At 70.3% G+C, this 14,160-nt stretch carries 12 protein-coding genes and 3 tRNA genes; 9 read left to right on the plus strand and 6 right to left on the minus strand.

Annotation, left to right across the window (positions count from 1 at the left end):
* Window positions 1-154: 154 nt before the first annotated feature.
* Window positions 155-1,732, plus strand: a complete 1,578-nt coding sequence (cimA, locus tag AB0G11_RS18345; RefSeq protein ID WP_219517274.1) for a citramalate synthase — start codon at window positions 155-157, stop codon at window positions 1,730-1,732.
* Here the strand turns inward: cimA and AB0G11_RS18350 are convergent.
* Together AB0G11_RS18350 and AB0G11_RS18355 are read right to left on the minus strand one after the other, a co-directional pair.
* Window positions 1,729-2,157 (minus strand): DoxX family protein, encoded by a 429-nt coding sequence (locus tag AB0G11_RS18350; protein WP_219517272.1) that lies wholly within the window; start codon window positions 2,155-2,157, stop codon window positions 1,729-1,731. The genes cimA and AB0G11_RS18350 overlap by 4 nt on opposite strands.
* Before the next feature lie 205 nt (window positions 2,158-2,362).
* The gene (locus tag AB0G11_RS18355) at window positions 2,363-3,994 is read right to left on the minus strand and encodes a heparinase II/III family protein (RefSeq protein ID WP_357586907.1); all 1,632 of its coding nucleotides are present in this window, start codon (window positions 3,992-3,994) and stop codon (window positions 2,363-2,365) included.
* Between the two features lie 113 nt (window positions 3,995-4,107).
* Between AB0G11_RS18355 and AB0G11_RS18360 the strand changes: the two genes are divergently transcribed.
* A complete protein-coding gene (locus AB0G11_RS18360; RefSeq protein ID WP_357586909.1) occupies window positions 4,108-4,704 on the plus strand; it encodes an HD domain-containing protein in 597 nt (198 codons plus the stop codon).
* A gap of 4 nt (window positions 4,705-4,708) precedes the next feature.
* On the opposite strand, the gene AB0G11_RS18365 is transcribed toward AB0G11_RS18360, so the two are convergent.
* A complete protein-coding gene (locus tag AB0G11_RS18365) occupies window positions 4,709-5,104 on the minus strand; it encodes an antibiotic biosynthesis monooxygenase (RefSeq protein WP_357586911.1) in 396 nt (131 codons plus the stop codon).
* 93 nt (window positions 5,105-5,197) lie between these two features.
* On the opposite strand from AB0G11_RS18365, the gene AB0G11_RS18370 reads away from it, so the two are divergent.
* Window positions 5,198-5,974 (plus strand): fumarylacetoacetate hydrolase family protein, encoded by a 777-nt coding sequence (locus tag AB0G11_RS18370; RefSeq protein ID WP_219517264.1) that lies wholly within the window; start codon window positions 5,198-5,200, stop codon window positions 5,972-5,974.
* A complete protein-coding gene (gene gltX / locus AB0G11_RS18375; protein WP_219517262.1) occupies window positions 5,967-7,340 on the plus strand; it encodes a glutamate--tRNA ligase in 1,374 nt (457 codons plus the stop codon). The genes AB0G11_RS18370 and gltX overlap by 8 nt, the downstream gene beginning before the upstream one ends.
* Before the next feature lie 42 nt (window positions 7,341-7,382).
* On the opposite strand, the gene AB0G11_RS18380 is transcribed toward gltX, so the two are convergent.
* Window positions 7,383-8,588: an MATE family efflux transporter gene (locus AB0G11_RS18380; protein ID WP_357586913.1), complete on the minus strand. Its 1,206-nt coding sequence runs from the start codon at window positions 8,586-8,588 to the stop codon at window positions 7,383-7,385.
* Window positions 8,589-8,642: 54 nt separating this feature from the next.
* On the opposite strand from AB0G11_RS18380, the gene AB0G11_RS18385 reads away from it, so the two are divergent.
* Window positions 8,643-9,203, plus strand: coding sequence for a PadR family transcriptional regulator (locus AB0G11_RS18385; protein ID WP_357586915.1), 561 nt, complete (start codon window positions 8,643-8,645; stop codon window positions 9,201-9,203).
* Between the two features lie 30 nt (window positions 9,204-9,233).
* On the opposite strand, the gene AB0G11_RS18390 is transcribed toward AB0G11_RS18385, so the two are convergent.
* Window positions 9,234-11,201: a M3 family metallopeptidase gene (locus AB0G11_RS18390; RefSeq protein WP_357586917.1), complete on the minus strand. Its 1,968-nt coding sequence runs from the start codon at window positions 11,199-11,201 to the stop codon at window positions 9,234-9,236.
* 154 nt (window positions 11,202-11,355) lie between these two features.
* On the opposite strand from AB0G11_RS18390, the gene AB0G11_RS18395 reads away from it, so the two are divergent.
* The 4 genes from AB0G11_RS18395 to AB0G11_RS18410 all read left to right on the plus strand — a co-directional run bounded on the left by AB0G11_RS18395 (window position 11,356) and on the right by AB0G11_RS18410 (window position 12,308).
* Window positions 11,356-11,427 (plus strand) — tRNA-Gln (locus tag AB0G11_RS18395).
* A gap of 56 nt (window positions 11,428-11,483) precedes the next feature.
* Window positions 11,484-12,065: a hypothetical protein gene (locus tag AB0G11_RS18400; RefSeq protein ID WP_219517256.1), complete on the plus strand. Its 582-nt coding sequence runs from the start codon at window positions 11,484-11,486 to the stop codon at window positions 12,063-12,065.
* Window positions 12,066-12,141: 76 nt separating this feature from the next.
* Window positions 12,142-12,217: transfer RNA gene (locus AB0G11_RS18405), tRNA-Glu, on the plus strand.
* Window positions 12,218-12,235: 18 nt separating this feature from the next.
* Window positions 12,236-12,308, plus strand: a tRNA-Glu gene (locus AB0G11_RS18410).
* A 109-nt stretch (window positions 12,309-12,417) separates the two neighbouring features.
* Here AB0G11_RS18410 and AB0G11_RS18415 read toward each other — a convergent pair.
* Complete coding sequence (locus tag AB0G11_RS18415; protein ID WP_219517255.1) at window positions 12,418-14,124, minus strand: hypothetical protein; 1,707 nt, start codon at window positions 14,122-14,124, stop codon at window positions 12,418-12,420.
* Window positions 14,125-14,160: the final 36 nt, after the last annotated feature.

Here is a 14,160-nt window from a genome sequence, read left to right on the forward strand (position 1 = left end):
TGAGTGGGTGTGGCACACTCACAAGCACCATGTTCTACGGTCTGCTCATTATCGGCAGGCGCGCTGGCTGACACAGGGACAACGCCAGCGCGCAGACCTCTCACGTCCGTGAGGGGTCTTTTTGTTTTCCAGACCTCCATCAGAAAGAAGAACCATGGCCGACGACCGCTTCCACGTCTACGACACGACGCTGCGTGACGGCGCACAGCAGGAGGGGCTCAACCTCACCGTCGCCGACAAGATCAGCATCGCGCGGCACCTGGACGGCCTGGGCGTCGGCTTCATCGAAGGGGGCTGGCCGGGCGCCAACCCCAAGGACACAGAGTTCTTCAGGCGCGCTCAAACAGAGCTCGACCTGAAGCACGCGCAGCTCGCCGCGTTCGGTGCGACCCGCCGAGCCGGGGTGAAGGCAGCCGACGACCCGTTGGTGGCCGCTCTGCGCGAATCCGGCGCGCCGGTCGTGACCCTTGTCGCCAAGAGTCACGACCGGCACGTGGAGCTGGCCCTCCGCACGACTCTCCAGGAGAACCTCGCGATGATCCGCGACACGGTCTCTCACCTTCGTGCGGAGGGACAGCGAGTCTTCCTCGACGCCGAGCACTTCTTCGACGGCTACACGTCCAACCCAGCCTACGCGCTGGAGGTCATCCGCACCGCCGCCGAGGCGGGCGCCGACGTCATCGCCCTGTGCGACACCAACGGCGGCATGCTGCCCGACGAACTCGCCGAGGTCGTGCACGCCGCCGTGCAGACCAGCGCCCGGGTCGGCATCCACTGCCACGACGACACCGGCTGCGCCGTCGCCAACACGCTGGCCGCCGTCAGGGCCGGCGCCACCCACGTGCAGGGCTGCGCCAACGGCTACGGCGAGCGCTCCGGCAACGCCAACCTGTTCACCGTCGTGGCCAACCTCCAGCTCAAGCGCGGCTTCGACCTGGTGCCGCCGGAGGCGCTCGCCGACATGACCCGCATCGCCCACGCGATCACCGAGGTCACCAACGTCACGCCCAACTCCCACGCCCCCTACGTCGGGGCCTCCGCCTTCGCGCACAAGGCCGGGCTGCACGCCAGCGCCATCAAGGTCGACCCCAACCTCTACCAGCACATCGACCCCGCCCAGGTGGGCAACGACATGCGGATGCTGGTCTCCGACATGGCCGGGCGGGCCTCGGTCGAGCTCAAGGGCCGCGAGCTGGGCTACGAGCTCGGCGCGGCCGACACCAAGACGCTCGTCGAGCGGGTCAAGGACCTGGAGTCCAAGGGGTTCACGTTCGAGGCGGCCGACGCCTCCTTCGAGCTGCTGCTGCGCGACACCGTCCACGGCGAGCGCCGCCGCCACTTCGAGGTCGAGTCGTGGCGGGTGATCGTCGAGCGCACCAAGGGCGGCGAGCTGGTCAGCGAGGCCACGGTCAAGCTCCACGCCAAGGGCGAGCGGATCGTCGCCACCGGCGAGGGCAACGGCCCGGTCAACGCCCTGGACAAGGCGGTCCGCCAGGCCCTGGAGAAGCTCTACCCCGAGCTGGCCAGGCTGGAGCTGGTCGACTACAAGGTGCGGATCCTCGAAGGCACCCACGGCACGGGCGCCATCACCCGGGTGCTCATCACCTCGAGCGACGACACCGCCGAATGGGCGACCGTCGGCGTGGCCGAGAACATCATCGACGCCTCCTGGCAGGCCCTGGAGCAGGCGGTCACGTACGGCCTGCTCAGGGCCGGCCACGAGACCGCCTAGGACCGCACCGCGATCAGGTGCTGGCGGCGGCGTCCGAGCAGGTTGTCCAGGGCCCACGCTCCCGGGCCCAGGACGGCGATGAGCAGGAACGCCCAGCAGTACATCGCCGCCAGCTCGCCGCCGTTGCGCAACGGCAGCAGGTCGGCGGGCTGGTGGACCATGAAGTACGCGTAGGCCATCGTGCCCGAGGCGAGCGTGGCGGCGACGCGGCTGAACAGGCCGCTCATCACCAGCAGGCCGCAGACGAGCTCGATGAGCGCCGCCCACCAGCTCGGCCACGCCATGAAGGCGACGGCCTGGCCGGTTCCGCGATTGCCTCCCATCACGCCGAACAGCGATGTAACGCCGTGAATGCTGAAGAGGAATCCGGTGACGATGCGGAAGAGCGCGAGCACGGGCTGGGCGAACCGGTCTAGGGGGTGCATGGGATCACCTTCCGAATGCCGCTCCTGCGGGGTGAATGCAGGAAATAGGAAAACCGGTGAGTAAAGTTTTCGCGACCCCATTGGCGCAGTTCCCATTAGGGTGTAGTGCGGTCGTTGAAATGTCAATTCCCGGCGTCCGAAGAGCGCCGGGAACTGTGGGTGACCTGGATATTCGCGATGAAATCAATGACGAAACAATGTTCCGTCAGAAGAGGTCGGCGGCGAAGCTCACCCCGTCGACCGTGACCTTGCCCCCCGTGCACGACACCTTGGGCGAGCCGGTGCCCGGCACCACGATCGTCAGCAGCGACCTGGCCGCCGGCGACACCACCACGTTGGTCCGCTGCTTGGCCAGGTAGGTGGGCGACATCCAGCCCAGCTTGCCCCCGCGCTGCACCTTCTGCCCGCCGACCGGCTTGCACGAGGAGAGCTGGACCAGCGTCACCTTGAACTTGCCGTCACTCAGCACCACCCGGCCGCCCCGGTTGGACACGAGCTTGAACGCGTCGTCGAACCGCCACAGGCTCTGCACCTTCTTGCCGCCCGACGCCTCGTCCAGCACCGCCATCATGTCGTCGCCGTGGTTGACCAGGACCGAACGGGTGCGGGTCACGCCGTAGGCCTTGTCGGAAAGGCGGAACGACTGGCGGCCGGAGCCGTACTTCGTCTTGGTGAGTTTGCTGGCCGTACGCGGGCGGAAACGCTCGCCCGCCACGGTCGGGACGTTGTGCGCCTGCGGCGAGAGGGTCCAGTAACGGTAGGAGTTCTTCTCGTAGGAGTGGAATCCCGCGTCGACCAGGATGTCACGGCCGTGCGCGTAATAGGTGACGCCCAGATGGTCCTCGTGGCCGTGCCACTTCATGCCGGGGCCGAACCGGATCGAGTAGAAAGCCGACTCCGGCTTGCCCCAGGCCGTCCGGCCGAACACGTAACCCGCGTTGTAGGTCCTGACTTCCTGCTTGGGCGTGCCCGCGTCCATCTTCGGCTCGGTCTCGGCGCTGCCGTCGCCGATCGGCACCATGTAGCCGTTGGGCTGGGTGGAGTGGGCGATGAAGTCCTTCAGCGCGTGGGTCCGCTCGCTGATGTCGCCCGGCACCTTGCGGCCGCACGAGCGCATGCCCTCCATCGCGACCTGCAGCCGGTTGTGGACGTAGACGGCGTAACGCGGCGCCTGCTCCATGAGCGCGCCCTGCGAGTCGACGTCGAGCCTGACCGTGCCCCGCAGGCGCTTGACCGCCAGGTCGGCCCAGTCGCGCCGGTCGTAGCGGCAGCCGATCGCCAGCAGCGCGATGTCCTGGTCGATGCCGTGGTTGTGGCCCTTCTTGTAGAGCCGCGCGTCGGACAGCAGCTTGGCGTGGGTGGCCAGGCTCTCCTTCAGCCACCCGTCCTTGACGTGCATGCTCAGGCACACCAGCGGCTGCGTGCGCAGCGACACCGGGTGGTCCTTCCACACGTACGCCTTGGTGCCGCGTGCGCCGAGCTTGTTGTGGGCCACCCAGTCCTTGGTGATCTCCTCGGCGCGCCGCAGGTAGCGCTCCTCACCGGTCCGCTCGTACTCGACGACGAGCGTGCCCATCCAGCGCAGCGACTGGAACACGTACTCCCAGGACCGGTTCCTGTACGGGCTCGCCGCCCAGTTGATCTTCTTGCCGAGCTTGAACGCGGGCAGGCCCACCAGGGAGATCTCGCCGGCCATCACGTCGGCGGCGGTGGGGGTGCCCGGCAGCCAGTCGCCCTGGCACTGGGCGGTCCGCTTGACCGGGGCGTCGGCCCGCGCCGGGCTCACCGTCCCGCTGAGCAGGAGCGTGAGAGCAAGGGGGATCGCGAGGCGGCGCACGCCAGATTCCTTCCGGACCGAAAGACGGGGGCGCAACATGCTGTCCGACCGGCGAACTCAAGGTCAAGTTGGCCCCCGCGATCGTTAGCGGCTCGATGCGCCATGCTTCTGCCATGCGATACGACGACCTGGTGATCCCCGACACGTCCGTCTGCCGCGCCGCGCTGGAGGTGGCCACCCGCTACCACACGCCGTCGCTGCTCAACCATTCGATCCGGGCCTACCTGTGGGCCGCCGCGTACGCGCCGGAGCACGGCATCGCGTTCGACGCCGAGCTGCTGTGGGTGTCGGCGATGCTGCACGACATCGGGCTCGCCGCCGAGTTCGACAGCCACACCGTGCCGTACGAGGAGGCGGGCGGGCACGTGGCCTGGGCGTTCTGCGCCGGCGCCGGCTGGCCGGAGGAGCGCAGGCAGCGGGCGGCCGAGGTGATCGTCCGCCACATGTGGGCCGAGGTGCCGGTCGAGCAGGACCCGGAGGGGCACCTGCTGGAGCTGTCGACCGGCATGGACATCTCCGGCAGGCACACCGACCGGATCCCCGGCGGCGTGCGGCAGGAGGTGCTGCGGCGCTACCCGAGGCTGGAGATCGCCGGGGAGTTCGCCGCCTGCATCGCGGACCAGGGGGCGCGCAAGCCGGACAGCTTCGCGGGCGGGTTCGTGCGGGCGGGCATCGCCCAGCGCATCGCCGCGAACCCGCTCGACAGGTGAAATTTCAGGACTTGGGGGTGGCGCTCTGGACGACCTCGAACGACCACAGCTGCGACCCCGACGCGGCCGGCCCCTGACCGTGCCCGTGACCCTGCCCGTGACCCTGCCCCTGGCCGGGTTCCTGGCCCTGGCCGGGTCCCTGGGCCTCGGCCTCGGCCCTGGCCTGGGCATGGCCGCGCTGGAACGCCTGGCTCTCCTGCCAGCGCTGGAAGTCCTCCTCGCTGCGCCAGCGGGTGTAGACCAGATACTGGTCGGTGCCGTCGACCGGCCGCAGCAGCTCGAACCACTCGAACCCGTCGGCCGACTCGACCATCCCGGCCCGGTTGGCGAACCGCTGCTCCAGCTGCTCCCGCATCTCGGCGGGCACGGTCAACACGTTGATCTTCACGACGGAAGGCATGTCAGCTCCTCGGCAAAGTTGGTCCACCAAGCAAACCACGCCCCGCCCCGGTACCGGGCGGACCCGCACCGGTGGCGGCGATAGCCTTGTCAGGTGCGTATAGCGAGGTTCTCCACAGGTGAAGGCGTCTCGTTCGGCGTGGTCGAAGGCGGTCCGGGCGAGGAGTTCGTCTCCGCGATCTCCGGTCACCCGTTCGGCCAGGTCCAGTTCACCGGCGAACGCTTCCCGCTCTCCCAGGTGCGGCTGCTCGCCCCGATGCTGCCGAGCAAGGTCGTCGCCATCGGCCGCAACTACGCCGAGCACGCCCGGGAGATGGGCAACGAGGTGCCCGACGAGCCGCTCATCTTCATGAAGCCGTCCACCTCCGTGATCGGCCACGGCGAGGCGATCGCCTACCCGACCACGCTCTCGCACCGCGTCGACTTCGAAGGCGAGCTCGCCGTGGTCATCGGCCGGCTGTGCCGCGAGGTGCCCGCCGAGCGCGTCAAGGACGTCATCTTCGGCTACACCTGCGCCAACGACGTCACCGCGCGTGACCTGCAGAAGAAGGACGTGCAGTTCACCCGGGCCAAGGGGTTCGACACGTTCTGCCCGATCGGCCCGTGGATTCAGACCGACCTGGACCCCGCCGACCTGGCGCTGACCACGACGGTCAACGGCGAGATGCGGCAGAGCGGCCGCACCAGCCAGCTCATCCATGACATCCCCGCCCTCGTCGCCTACGTCAGCGCGGTCATGACGCTGATCCCCGGCGACGTGATCCTGACCGGCACTCCGGCCGGAGTCGGCCCGCTGGAGATCGGCGACGAGGTCAGCGTCGGGATCGAAGGCATCGGCACTCTGACGAACAAGGTGGTCTCTCGTGACTGATCTACGGGTGCGCTTCGCCCCGTCCCCGACCGGCATGTTCCACGTCGGCGGCGCCCGCACGGCGCTGTTCAACTGGGCGCTGGCCGAGCAGACGGGCGGCCGCTTCGTGCTGCGCATCGAGGACACCGACGCCACGAGGAACCGGCCGGAGTGGACCGAGGGCATCATCTCCGCCCTCGACTGGATCGGCATCAACGGCACCAACCCCGTCTTCGAGGGCCCGTACTTCCAGTCGGCATACGAGCCGCAGCACCGCGAGGCCGTCGCCAAGCTCCTGGCCGGCGGCGGCGCCTACCACTGCGACTGCACCCGCGAGCAGCTCGTCGCCCGCACCGGCTCCGAGCACAAGGGCTATGACGGCCACTGCCGCGAGCGCGGCCTCACCGAGGGCGCCGTCCGCTTCCGCACGCCCGACGAGGGCGTCACCGTCGTCGAGGACCTGGTCCGGGGCCGCGTCGAGTTCCCCAACGACGCCCAGGAAGACTTCGTCATCGCCCGCACCGACGGCTCGCCCCTCTACGTGCTCGCCAACGCCGTCGACGACATCACCCAGGGCATCACCCACGTCGTGCGCGGCGAGGAGCACCTGGGCAACGCCGCCAAGCAGCAGCTCCTGTGGCCGGCGCTCGGCGCGGTCCCGCCCGTGTGGGCCCACCTGCCGGTGATCGTCAACGAGCAGCGCAAGAAGCTGTCCAAGCGCCGCGACAAGGTCGCCCTGGAGGACTACCGCGCCGAGGGCTACCTGGCCGAAGCGATGGTCAACTACCTCATGCTGCTCGGCTGGGGGCCCGGCGACGACCGCGAGATCATGCCGTGGTCGGAGATGGTGCCGCTGTTCCGGCTGGAGGACGTCAACTCCTCCAGCGCCTTCTTCGACGAGAAGAAGCTGCGCGCCTTCAACGGCGAGTACATCCGGGCGCTGCCCATCGAGACGTTCGAGGAGCGGTGCCTGCCCTACCTCGACCCGTCCTGGGACCGCGAGCGGTTCAGCAAGGTCGCCGCGCTCGCCCAGACCCGCATCGGCGTGCTGTCGGAGATCCGGCAGAACGTCGACTTCCTCTTCCTGCCGGAGCCGGTCTTCGACCAGGCGTCCTGGGACAAGGCGATGAAGAACTCGCCGCGCGAGATCCTCTCCGGCTACCTGGAGCGGCTCGACACCGTGAGCTGGGACCCCGAGTCGCTCAAGGTCGCGCTGGAGGAGGTCGGCGCCGCCCACGGCCTCAAGCTCGGCAAGGCCCAGGCCCCGGTCCGCGTCGCCGTCACCGGCCGCACGGTGGGGCTGCCGCTGTTCGAGTCCATCGAGGTCCTCGGCCGCGAGCGCTCCCAGGACCGCCTCCGCGCCGCCCTCAGCCGCCTCGACGGCTGACCCGCCGCCGCCCCGGCCACCGGCCGGGGCCCTCGGGGCCGGTCACCGCGGTCCGCCCGCCCGCGTGGTGCGGGGGAGTACGGCGGCGGTGAGGCTGAGGGTCGCGCCGGCGGCCATCGACAGCCACACCCCGCTGACGCCCAGCCAGGCGCTCAGCGCGTACGCGAGGGGCAGCTGGACGGCGAAGCCCGCCAGGGTGGCGGCGAGCAGCCGGCCGCCTCTCCCGGTGGCCTGCAGCACGCCGCCCACGGCGATCAGCCCGCCGAACGGCACCAGATAGAGCGTCATCCAGCGCAGGAATCCCACGGCGGGCCCCGGGTCGGCGGCGAACAGCGCGGCGACCGGCTCGGCGGCCACGTTGAGCACCGCCGCCACCACGGCTCCCGTGGCCAGCCCGGCGAGCAGGGGCGACCCGGTGTGCTCGCCCCGGGCGGTGCGGATCATCGTGGCCTGGCGGAGCGCGTAGAACGCCATCACCCCGGCCAGCATCACCTTCTGCCCGACCCCGTACCCGGCCAGCTCGGCGGTGCCGAAGCCGGCGACGAGGTCGACGAGCACCATGCCCACGAGCGCCCGTGCCAGGAAGTCCCCTGACATGGGAAGCCCGGTGCGCACCACCGCTCCCACAAGCAACCCCGCCCGCGCCCCCGCCACCGGCCCCGTCCTTGGCCCCGCCCCGGGCTCCGTGCTCGCTTCCGGGCTGCGCAGGGCGGGGAAGGAGGCCGCCAGGGTGATGGCGCGGGCGAGCACGGTGGCCAGGGCGGCGCCCTCGACGCCGAGGCCGAGCCCGTGGATGAACAGCGGGTCCAGCGCGACGACCAGCGCGTTGCACAGCAGCGCGTGGCGCATCGGCCGCCTGGTGTCGCCCCGGCCCTTGAGCACCCCGTCCACGACCGTCTGGGCGAAGTACACGGGCCAGCCGGCGAAGGCGATGAGGAAGTACGCCTCCCCGCCCGACAGCCACAGCCCGGCTGCCGTGATGGGCACGGAGAGCCCCGCCCACAGCATCCACCCGGTCCTGACGACGGGCGCCAGCGGGGCGTGCCCGTCGCGCCGCCCGACGAGCACGGTCACGCCCGTCGGCACGGCCAGGAAGATCCCGTAGGCCAGGGTCTCGGCGGTCGTGGCGATGGTCACCGTGGCGATGGCGTCCTCGCCGAGCCCGGACACCCAGAGCAGGTCGATGAGCCCCACCGCCACGACGGCCGTGAGCAGTTCCACATAGATGGGCGTCGCCAGCCTGAACACGCATACCTCGAATCGTAGTATCTCGATTAGAGGTATAGCGTTACGATGCATCCCATGGCAAGCGGCGGTGACCTGACCCTCTCCATCCTGGGGTTCCTCGGCGAGCGCCCCATGCACGGCTACGAGCTCAAGGCCAGGATCGCGTCGCTGACCGGCCACCTGCGCCCGGTCAGCGACGGCGCCCTCTATCCGGCGATCGCCCGGCTGGAGTCCAAGGGCCTTGTCGAGCGGCACGAGGAGGCCGGCACGCACGCCGCCCGCCGCCAGGTCCTCACGCTCACCCCGGCGGGCCGCGAGGAGCTGCTGAGGCGCCTGCGCGAGCCCAGCGACCTCGACATCAGCGACCAGACCCGGTTCTTCGGCCTGCTGACGTTCCTGTCAGCCCTGCGCGACCGGGCCGAGCGGGCCGGGGTGCTGCGGCGCAGGCTGGCGTTCCTGGAGGCCCCGGCGAGCTTCTTCCACGAGGGGGGCGCGCCGGTGCGGATCAAGGACGAGCGCGACCCGTACCGGCGCGGCATGCTGATCGTCGCCCGAGCCTCCAGCGAGGCCGAGCGGACATGGCTGCGCGAGGCCATCGCGGAGCTCGAAGCCCCCCGCGACGACCCCGCGCGATGACCCTGGTGACCCTGGTGGTCCCGGGCCGGGTCACACCAGGCCGCGGCGCTCCAGCAGCGGGCGGATGCCCGGCTCGCGGCCCCGGAAGTTGCGGAACGCGGTCAGCGCGTCGACGCTGCCGCCCTTCGACAGCAGCTCCCGCCGGAAGTGGTCGCCGTTGGCCCGCTTGAGCCCGCCGTTCTCCTTGAACCACTCCACGCTCTCGGCGTCGAGCACCTCGCTCCAGATGTAGGAGTAGTAGCCCGCGCTGTAGCCGCCCGAGAAGACGTGCGCGAAGTAGTTGGTCCGGTAACGCGGCCGCACCAGCGGGAACGCGATGCCGGCCGCCTCCAGGGCCGCCGCCTCGAACGCCTCGGCGTCGGTCACCTCCTCGCCCGGGGCCAGCTTGTGCCAGGCCCAGTCGAGCAGCGTCGCGGCCAGATACTCCACGGTCTTGAAGCCCTGGTTGAACCGCTCGGCCGCCTTCAGCTTGGCCACCAGCTCGGCCGGCATCGGCTCGCCGGTCTCGTGGTGGCGGGCGTAGCTTTCGAGGATCTCCGGCCAGGTCACCCACATCTCGTTGACCTGCGACGGATACTCGACGAAGTCACGCGGCACGTTGGTGCCCGACACCCTCGGGTAGCGCACCTCGGAGAACAGCCCGTGCAGCGCGTGCCCGAACTCGTGGAAGGCCGTGTTGACCTCCTCGTACGTCAGCAGCGTCGGCCCTTCGGCGGGCTTGGTGACGTTCAGGTTGTTCATCACGACCGGCTTCTCGCCGAACAGGAACGACTGGTCGACCAGGTTGTTCATCCACGCGCCGCCGCGCTTGTTGGCCCTGGCGTACGGGTCCAGCAGGAACAGGCCGAGAGCCTCGCCGCCCTCGTCGGACACCTCGAAGACGCGCACGTCCTCGTGGTAGCCGTGCAGGTCGGGCCGGTCGGCGAAGCTCAGCCCGTACAGCAGCTCGGCGGCCCGGAAGATGCCGTCGCGGAAGACGCGGTCCAGCTCGAAGTAGGGGCGCATGGCGTCGGCGTCGAGGTCGTAGCGGGCCCGGCGCACCTTCTCGGCGTAGTAGGACCAGTCCCACGGCTCGATCGCGAACCCGGCCTGCTCCGCCAGCGCCTCGGCCTCCTCGCGGGCGTTGCGCACGGCCGGGCCGACGAGCTGGGAGAGCATCTCCTCGACGGCCTCCACGGTCTTGGCCGTCTCGTCGGCGACCACGTACGCGGCGTGGCTGGGGAAGCCGAGCAGCGCGGCGCGCTCGGCGCGCAGGCTCGCCATCCGGATCGCGAGCGCGCGGTTGCCAGGCGCCCGCTCGACGCTCAGCTCGTACAGGCGGCGGCGCACGTCGCGGTCGGTGAGCTGGGCCAGCGCCGGCTGGTTGGTGAAGTTGAGCAGCGGCAGCACGTAACGGCCGTCCTGGCGCAGCGACCTGATCGTGGCCTCGTCGAGCCCGTCGAGCTCCTTGGCGTCGTCGACGACCAGCGCCGACTCGGTGGAGGCCTTGAGCAGGTTCTGCGAGAACTCCGTCGACAGCGTCGACAGCTCCTCGTTGAGCGCCCGCAGCCGCTCCTGCTCCGGCTCCGACAGGTCGGCGCCGGCGCGGACGAAGTCGTCGCGGTACTTCTCCAGCAGCCACGCCTCCTCCGGGTCGTCGGTCGTGACCCGCTTGAGCCGGTCCCACAGCGCCCGGTCGAGGCGGATCGCGTCGCTGTGCCTGGCCAGCTCCGGCGAGATCCGCTTCTCGATCTCCATCAGCGCGTCGGAGGTGTTGGAGGACGCCATCGAGTAGAAGACCGTCGCCACCCGGTTCAGGACGCGCCCGGATCTCTCCAGCGCGGCGACCGTGTTGTCGAACGTGGGCGGCTCCTCGGCGGACGCGATGGCCGCCACCTCGGCCAGCTGCTCGGCCATCCCGCGCTCGAACGCGGGCAGGTAGTGCTCCTCCCGGATCTCCGCGAAGGGCGGCAGCTGATAGGGCAGGGTGCTAGGGGCGAAGAACGGGTTCTCGGCCAACGCTGAGGCTCCTCCACGTGGTGATTTGTCCCCATCAGCTTGGCACGTCACGGCCGGTGCCGGACCCCGCCGCGTATTCGTTTTGGTCTTACCCCCCGAGCTGGGCTATTCTTTCGGACATCGCCGAGCGCGCCCCGCAGGGGGTCCGCCGCGGTGGGGTATGGTGTAATTGGCAGCACGACTGATTCTGGTTCAGTTAGTCTAGGTTCGAGTCCTGGTACCCCAGCACAGTGCAGTGACAGTGCGGATGTTTCGATCAGAAACATCCGCTTTCTTGTTTTCATGACCGAGTTCCGGATGCGTCGCGGTTCCTTCTACGCGTTCGCCGCCCCCTTCCTGATGCCGCTCGCGCTCTTCTTCCCGGTCTGCCTGGCGCTGGGCGCGATCCTCACCCGGAGCACGCTCCTCGGCGTCCTCGTCGCCGCCGCGGCCACGGCCGCGCTCGTCGGCGTGCTCGCGGTCAAATACCGGCGGATGGTCGACGGCACCGTGGTGCGCTTCTCGCCGCAGGGCGTCGAGCTGTCCGACTCGTACGGCTTCCGCCTGCGGCTGGCGTGGGCCGACATCGAGCGCGTCGACGTGGTGGAGAGCCCGATGGCCGGCCGCAGGGTCATCGGTCGCCCCGGCGGCGTCCGGGTGCGCGCCGGGGAGATGCGCACGATCGGCCTCGTCGGCTGGGGCTCGCGGGTGCTGCCGGGCCGCGTCCCCGGCTGGATGCGCGACCACCTGGCCCGGGTGCCCGTCCACCCCGAGTCCGGCCTGCAGTGGCTCGGCATCCCGCTCGGCGCGATCGACCCGCTGTGGGAGCGCGGGCCGATGGGTGAGCTGGTACGACAGCGCAGGCCCGATCTGATGGTCCGATAGCGGTTTGGTTGTGCTCCTCGCCGTGCGGTAGAGTTACGTCCGTTGCCGGGGAGGCCCGGCACCAGCTTGTGGACAGGGTCCCGTCGTCTAGTGGCCCAGGACGCCGCCCTCTCAAGGCGGTAGCGCCGGTTCGAATCCGGTCGGGACTACCACTGTCACAAGCTCATGAAGGTCCCGTCGTCTAGTGGCCCAGGACGCCGCCCTCTCAAGGCGGTAGCGCCGGTTCGAATCCGGTCGGGACTACTCCTTCACCTGTGAGACCCGGCCCATCTGGCGCCGGGTCTTTTTCTTTCCCGAAGCTGAGACGCGAAAGCGCGCCCCCCGTTGAGGGAGGCGCGCTCGGTCGTGCGTCCTACTGCGCGGCAGACCGTGCCTTGAACAGCGCCCGCCGGGCCGCCTTGGCGATCTGCTTGTCCGGATGCACCTGGGAGATCAGGTCCAGCAGCTCCTCCACGTGCGCGTGCGGGATCTTCCACACCACGTCCAGCAGGTTGTTGAGCAGCTCCGGCCCGATGTCGCGCAGGCTGCCCACGAACTCCTGCCGCCCCAGCCCGGCCGAGATGGTCCACATGTCGAGGATCAGCCAGTTGGTGTCGTCAGGGGTGGGCTCGGGCGCGCCCTCCACGCCGAGCTGGCTCAGGTGCGTGGCCGCGTAGGGGCGCAGCGACACCTCGTCGAGCGCGGCCTGCCAGGCGGGCACGGCGGCCTCGCCGAGCGTGCCGACGACGCTGGCCGCCTGCACCCGGATGAGCGCGTCGTCGCCGTCCTTGGCGGCGGCCTCCAGCAGCTCCTCGGCGGCCTTGGCGGGCTCGCGCAGCCGCATCCAGGCGGCGAACTCCGCGTCGGCCTCCTCCTCGGGCAGCTCGGCGCTGAGGACCAGCAGCTCGTGCGCGCTCATCGACTCGATGGCGGGCCGGGCGTCGATCTCGATGTCGGAGTCGTCGAGCAGGTGGACGACGCCCTCGGTGCCGAGCGGCGTGAGGCTGACGGTGTCGCCGGAGACCTCCGTCATGCCATAGCCGGCCAGCCAGGTGAGCGCGGGGGCGAGCGGGTCGCCCGCCTCGTGCCACGCCTGGGCGCCCAGCTCGTCGATCTCGGCGGCGGCCTCGGCCAGCTCGCGCCGCAGCCCGGCCAGATCGCGTGAGCCGCCCGCGAGCAGCAGCCTGACCAGCAGGCCCCGGGTGAGGCCGGCCAGGGCCATGGTGAGGTCCTCGTCGGCCAGCTCGGGGTCGCCGTAGTCGACGGAGTGGAGGCCGAGCATCCAGGCGTCGAGCACGTCCTCGTCGTCGTCGAACGGCCACTCGGCGGTGTCGTCCTGCACGGCCACCGTGTTGCCCTCGCCCGGCTCCAGGAACTCCAGGTCGACGGCGAGGTTCCACAGGTTCCACAGGTCGGGCACGGCCTCGGCGAGCGCCCCCTCGGTCTCCGGCCTGGGCAGGCCGACGGCGGCCAGCGCCTCCTCGACCTCGGCGTCGGACAGCAGCGTGTCCTCGCCCACGCGGCGGCCGGAGCCGACCCACAGGGCCAGGTCGCGGGCCTTGGCGATGAGCGGCACCGCGCGCGCGGCGGCGGCCAGCTCGGCGTCGGGCCGCAGCCTGATCGTGGGCAGGTCGGCCAGATCGTCGGCGAAGGGCTCGAAGTCGCCGAGGTCGCCCGTCTCGTCCTCGTCCTCGACGTCCTCGATCAGGTCTTCCATCAGCTCGACGAAGTCGTCCTCCACGTCGTCGAGCTCGGCCTGCAGATCGGCGAGGCTGTCGGAGCCCTTGGCCAGCCTGCCGGTGCTCGACAGGAAGGTCAGGTAGGCGTCGACGGCGGGGAGCATGCCGTCGGCGGCCGCGTCGGGGTCGTCGACGACCTTCGGCATGCGATCGAGCAGCAGGTTACGCAGGTCGGCGCGCTTCCACGTGCCGAGGTCCTGCGAGAAGGCGAGACGGTGCCACAGTGCGGCGGGCCCCACGAGCTCGGGGTCGCTGTCGGGCGCGTTGGTCCGTGCCCACAAGATGAACTCTTCGAGCAGGGGTCGCAGCTCAGTGGCGGCTACCTCGATGCGATCTGTCACGCACTCAGGCTAGTGCGCCAGCGACGCACTCGGCTC

Source organism: Nonomuraea sp. NPDC023979, assembly GCF_040639085.1.
Taxonomy (GTDB): domain Bacteria; phylum Actinomycetota; class Actinomycetes; order Streptosporangiales; family Streptosporangiaceae; genus Nonomuraea; species Nonomuraea ceibae.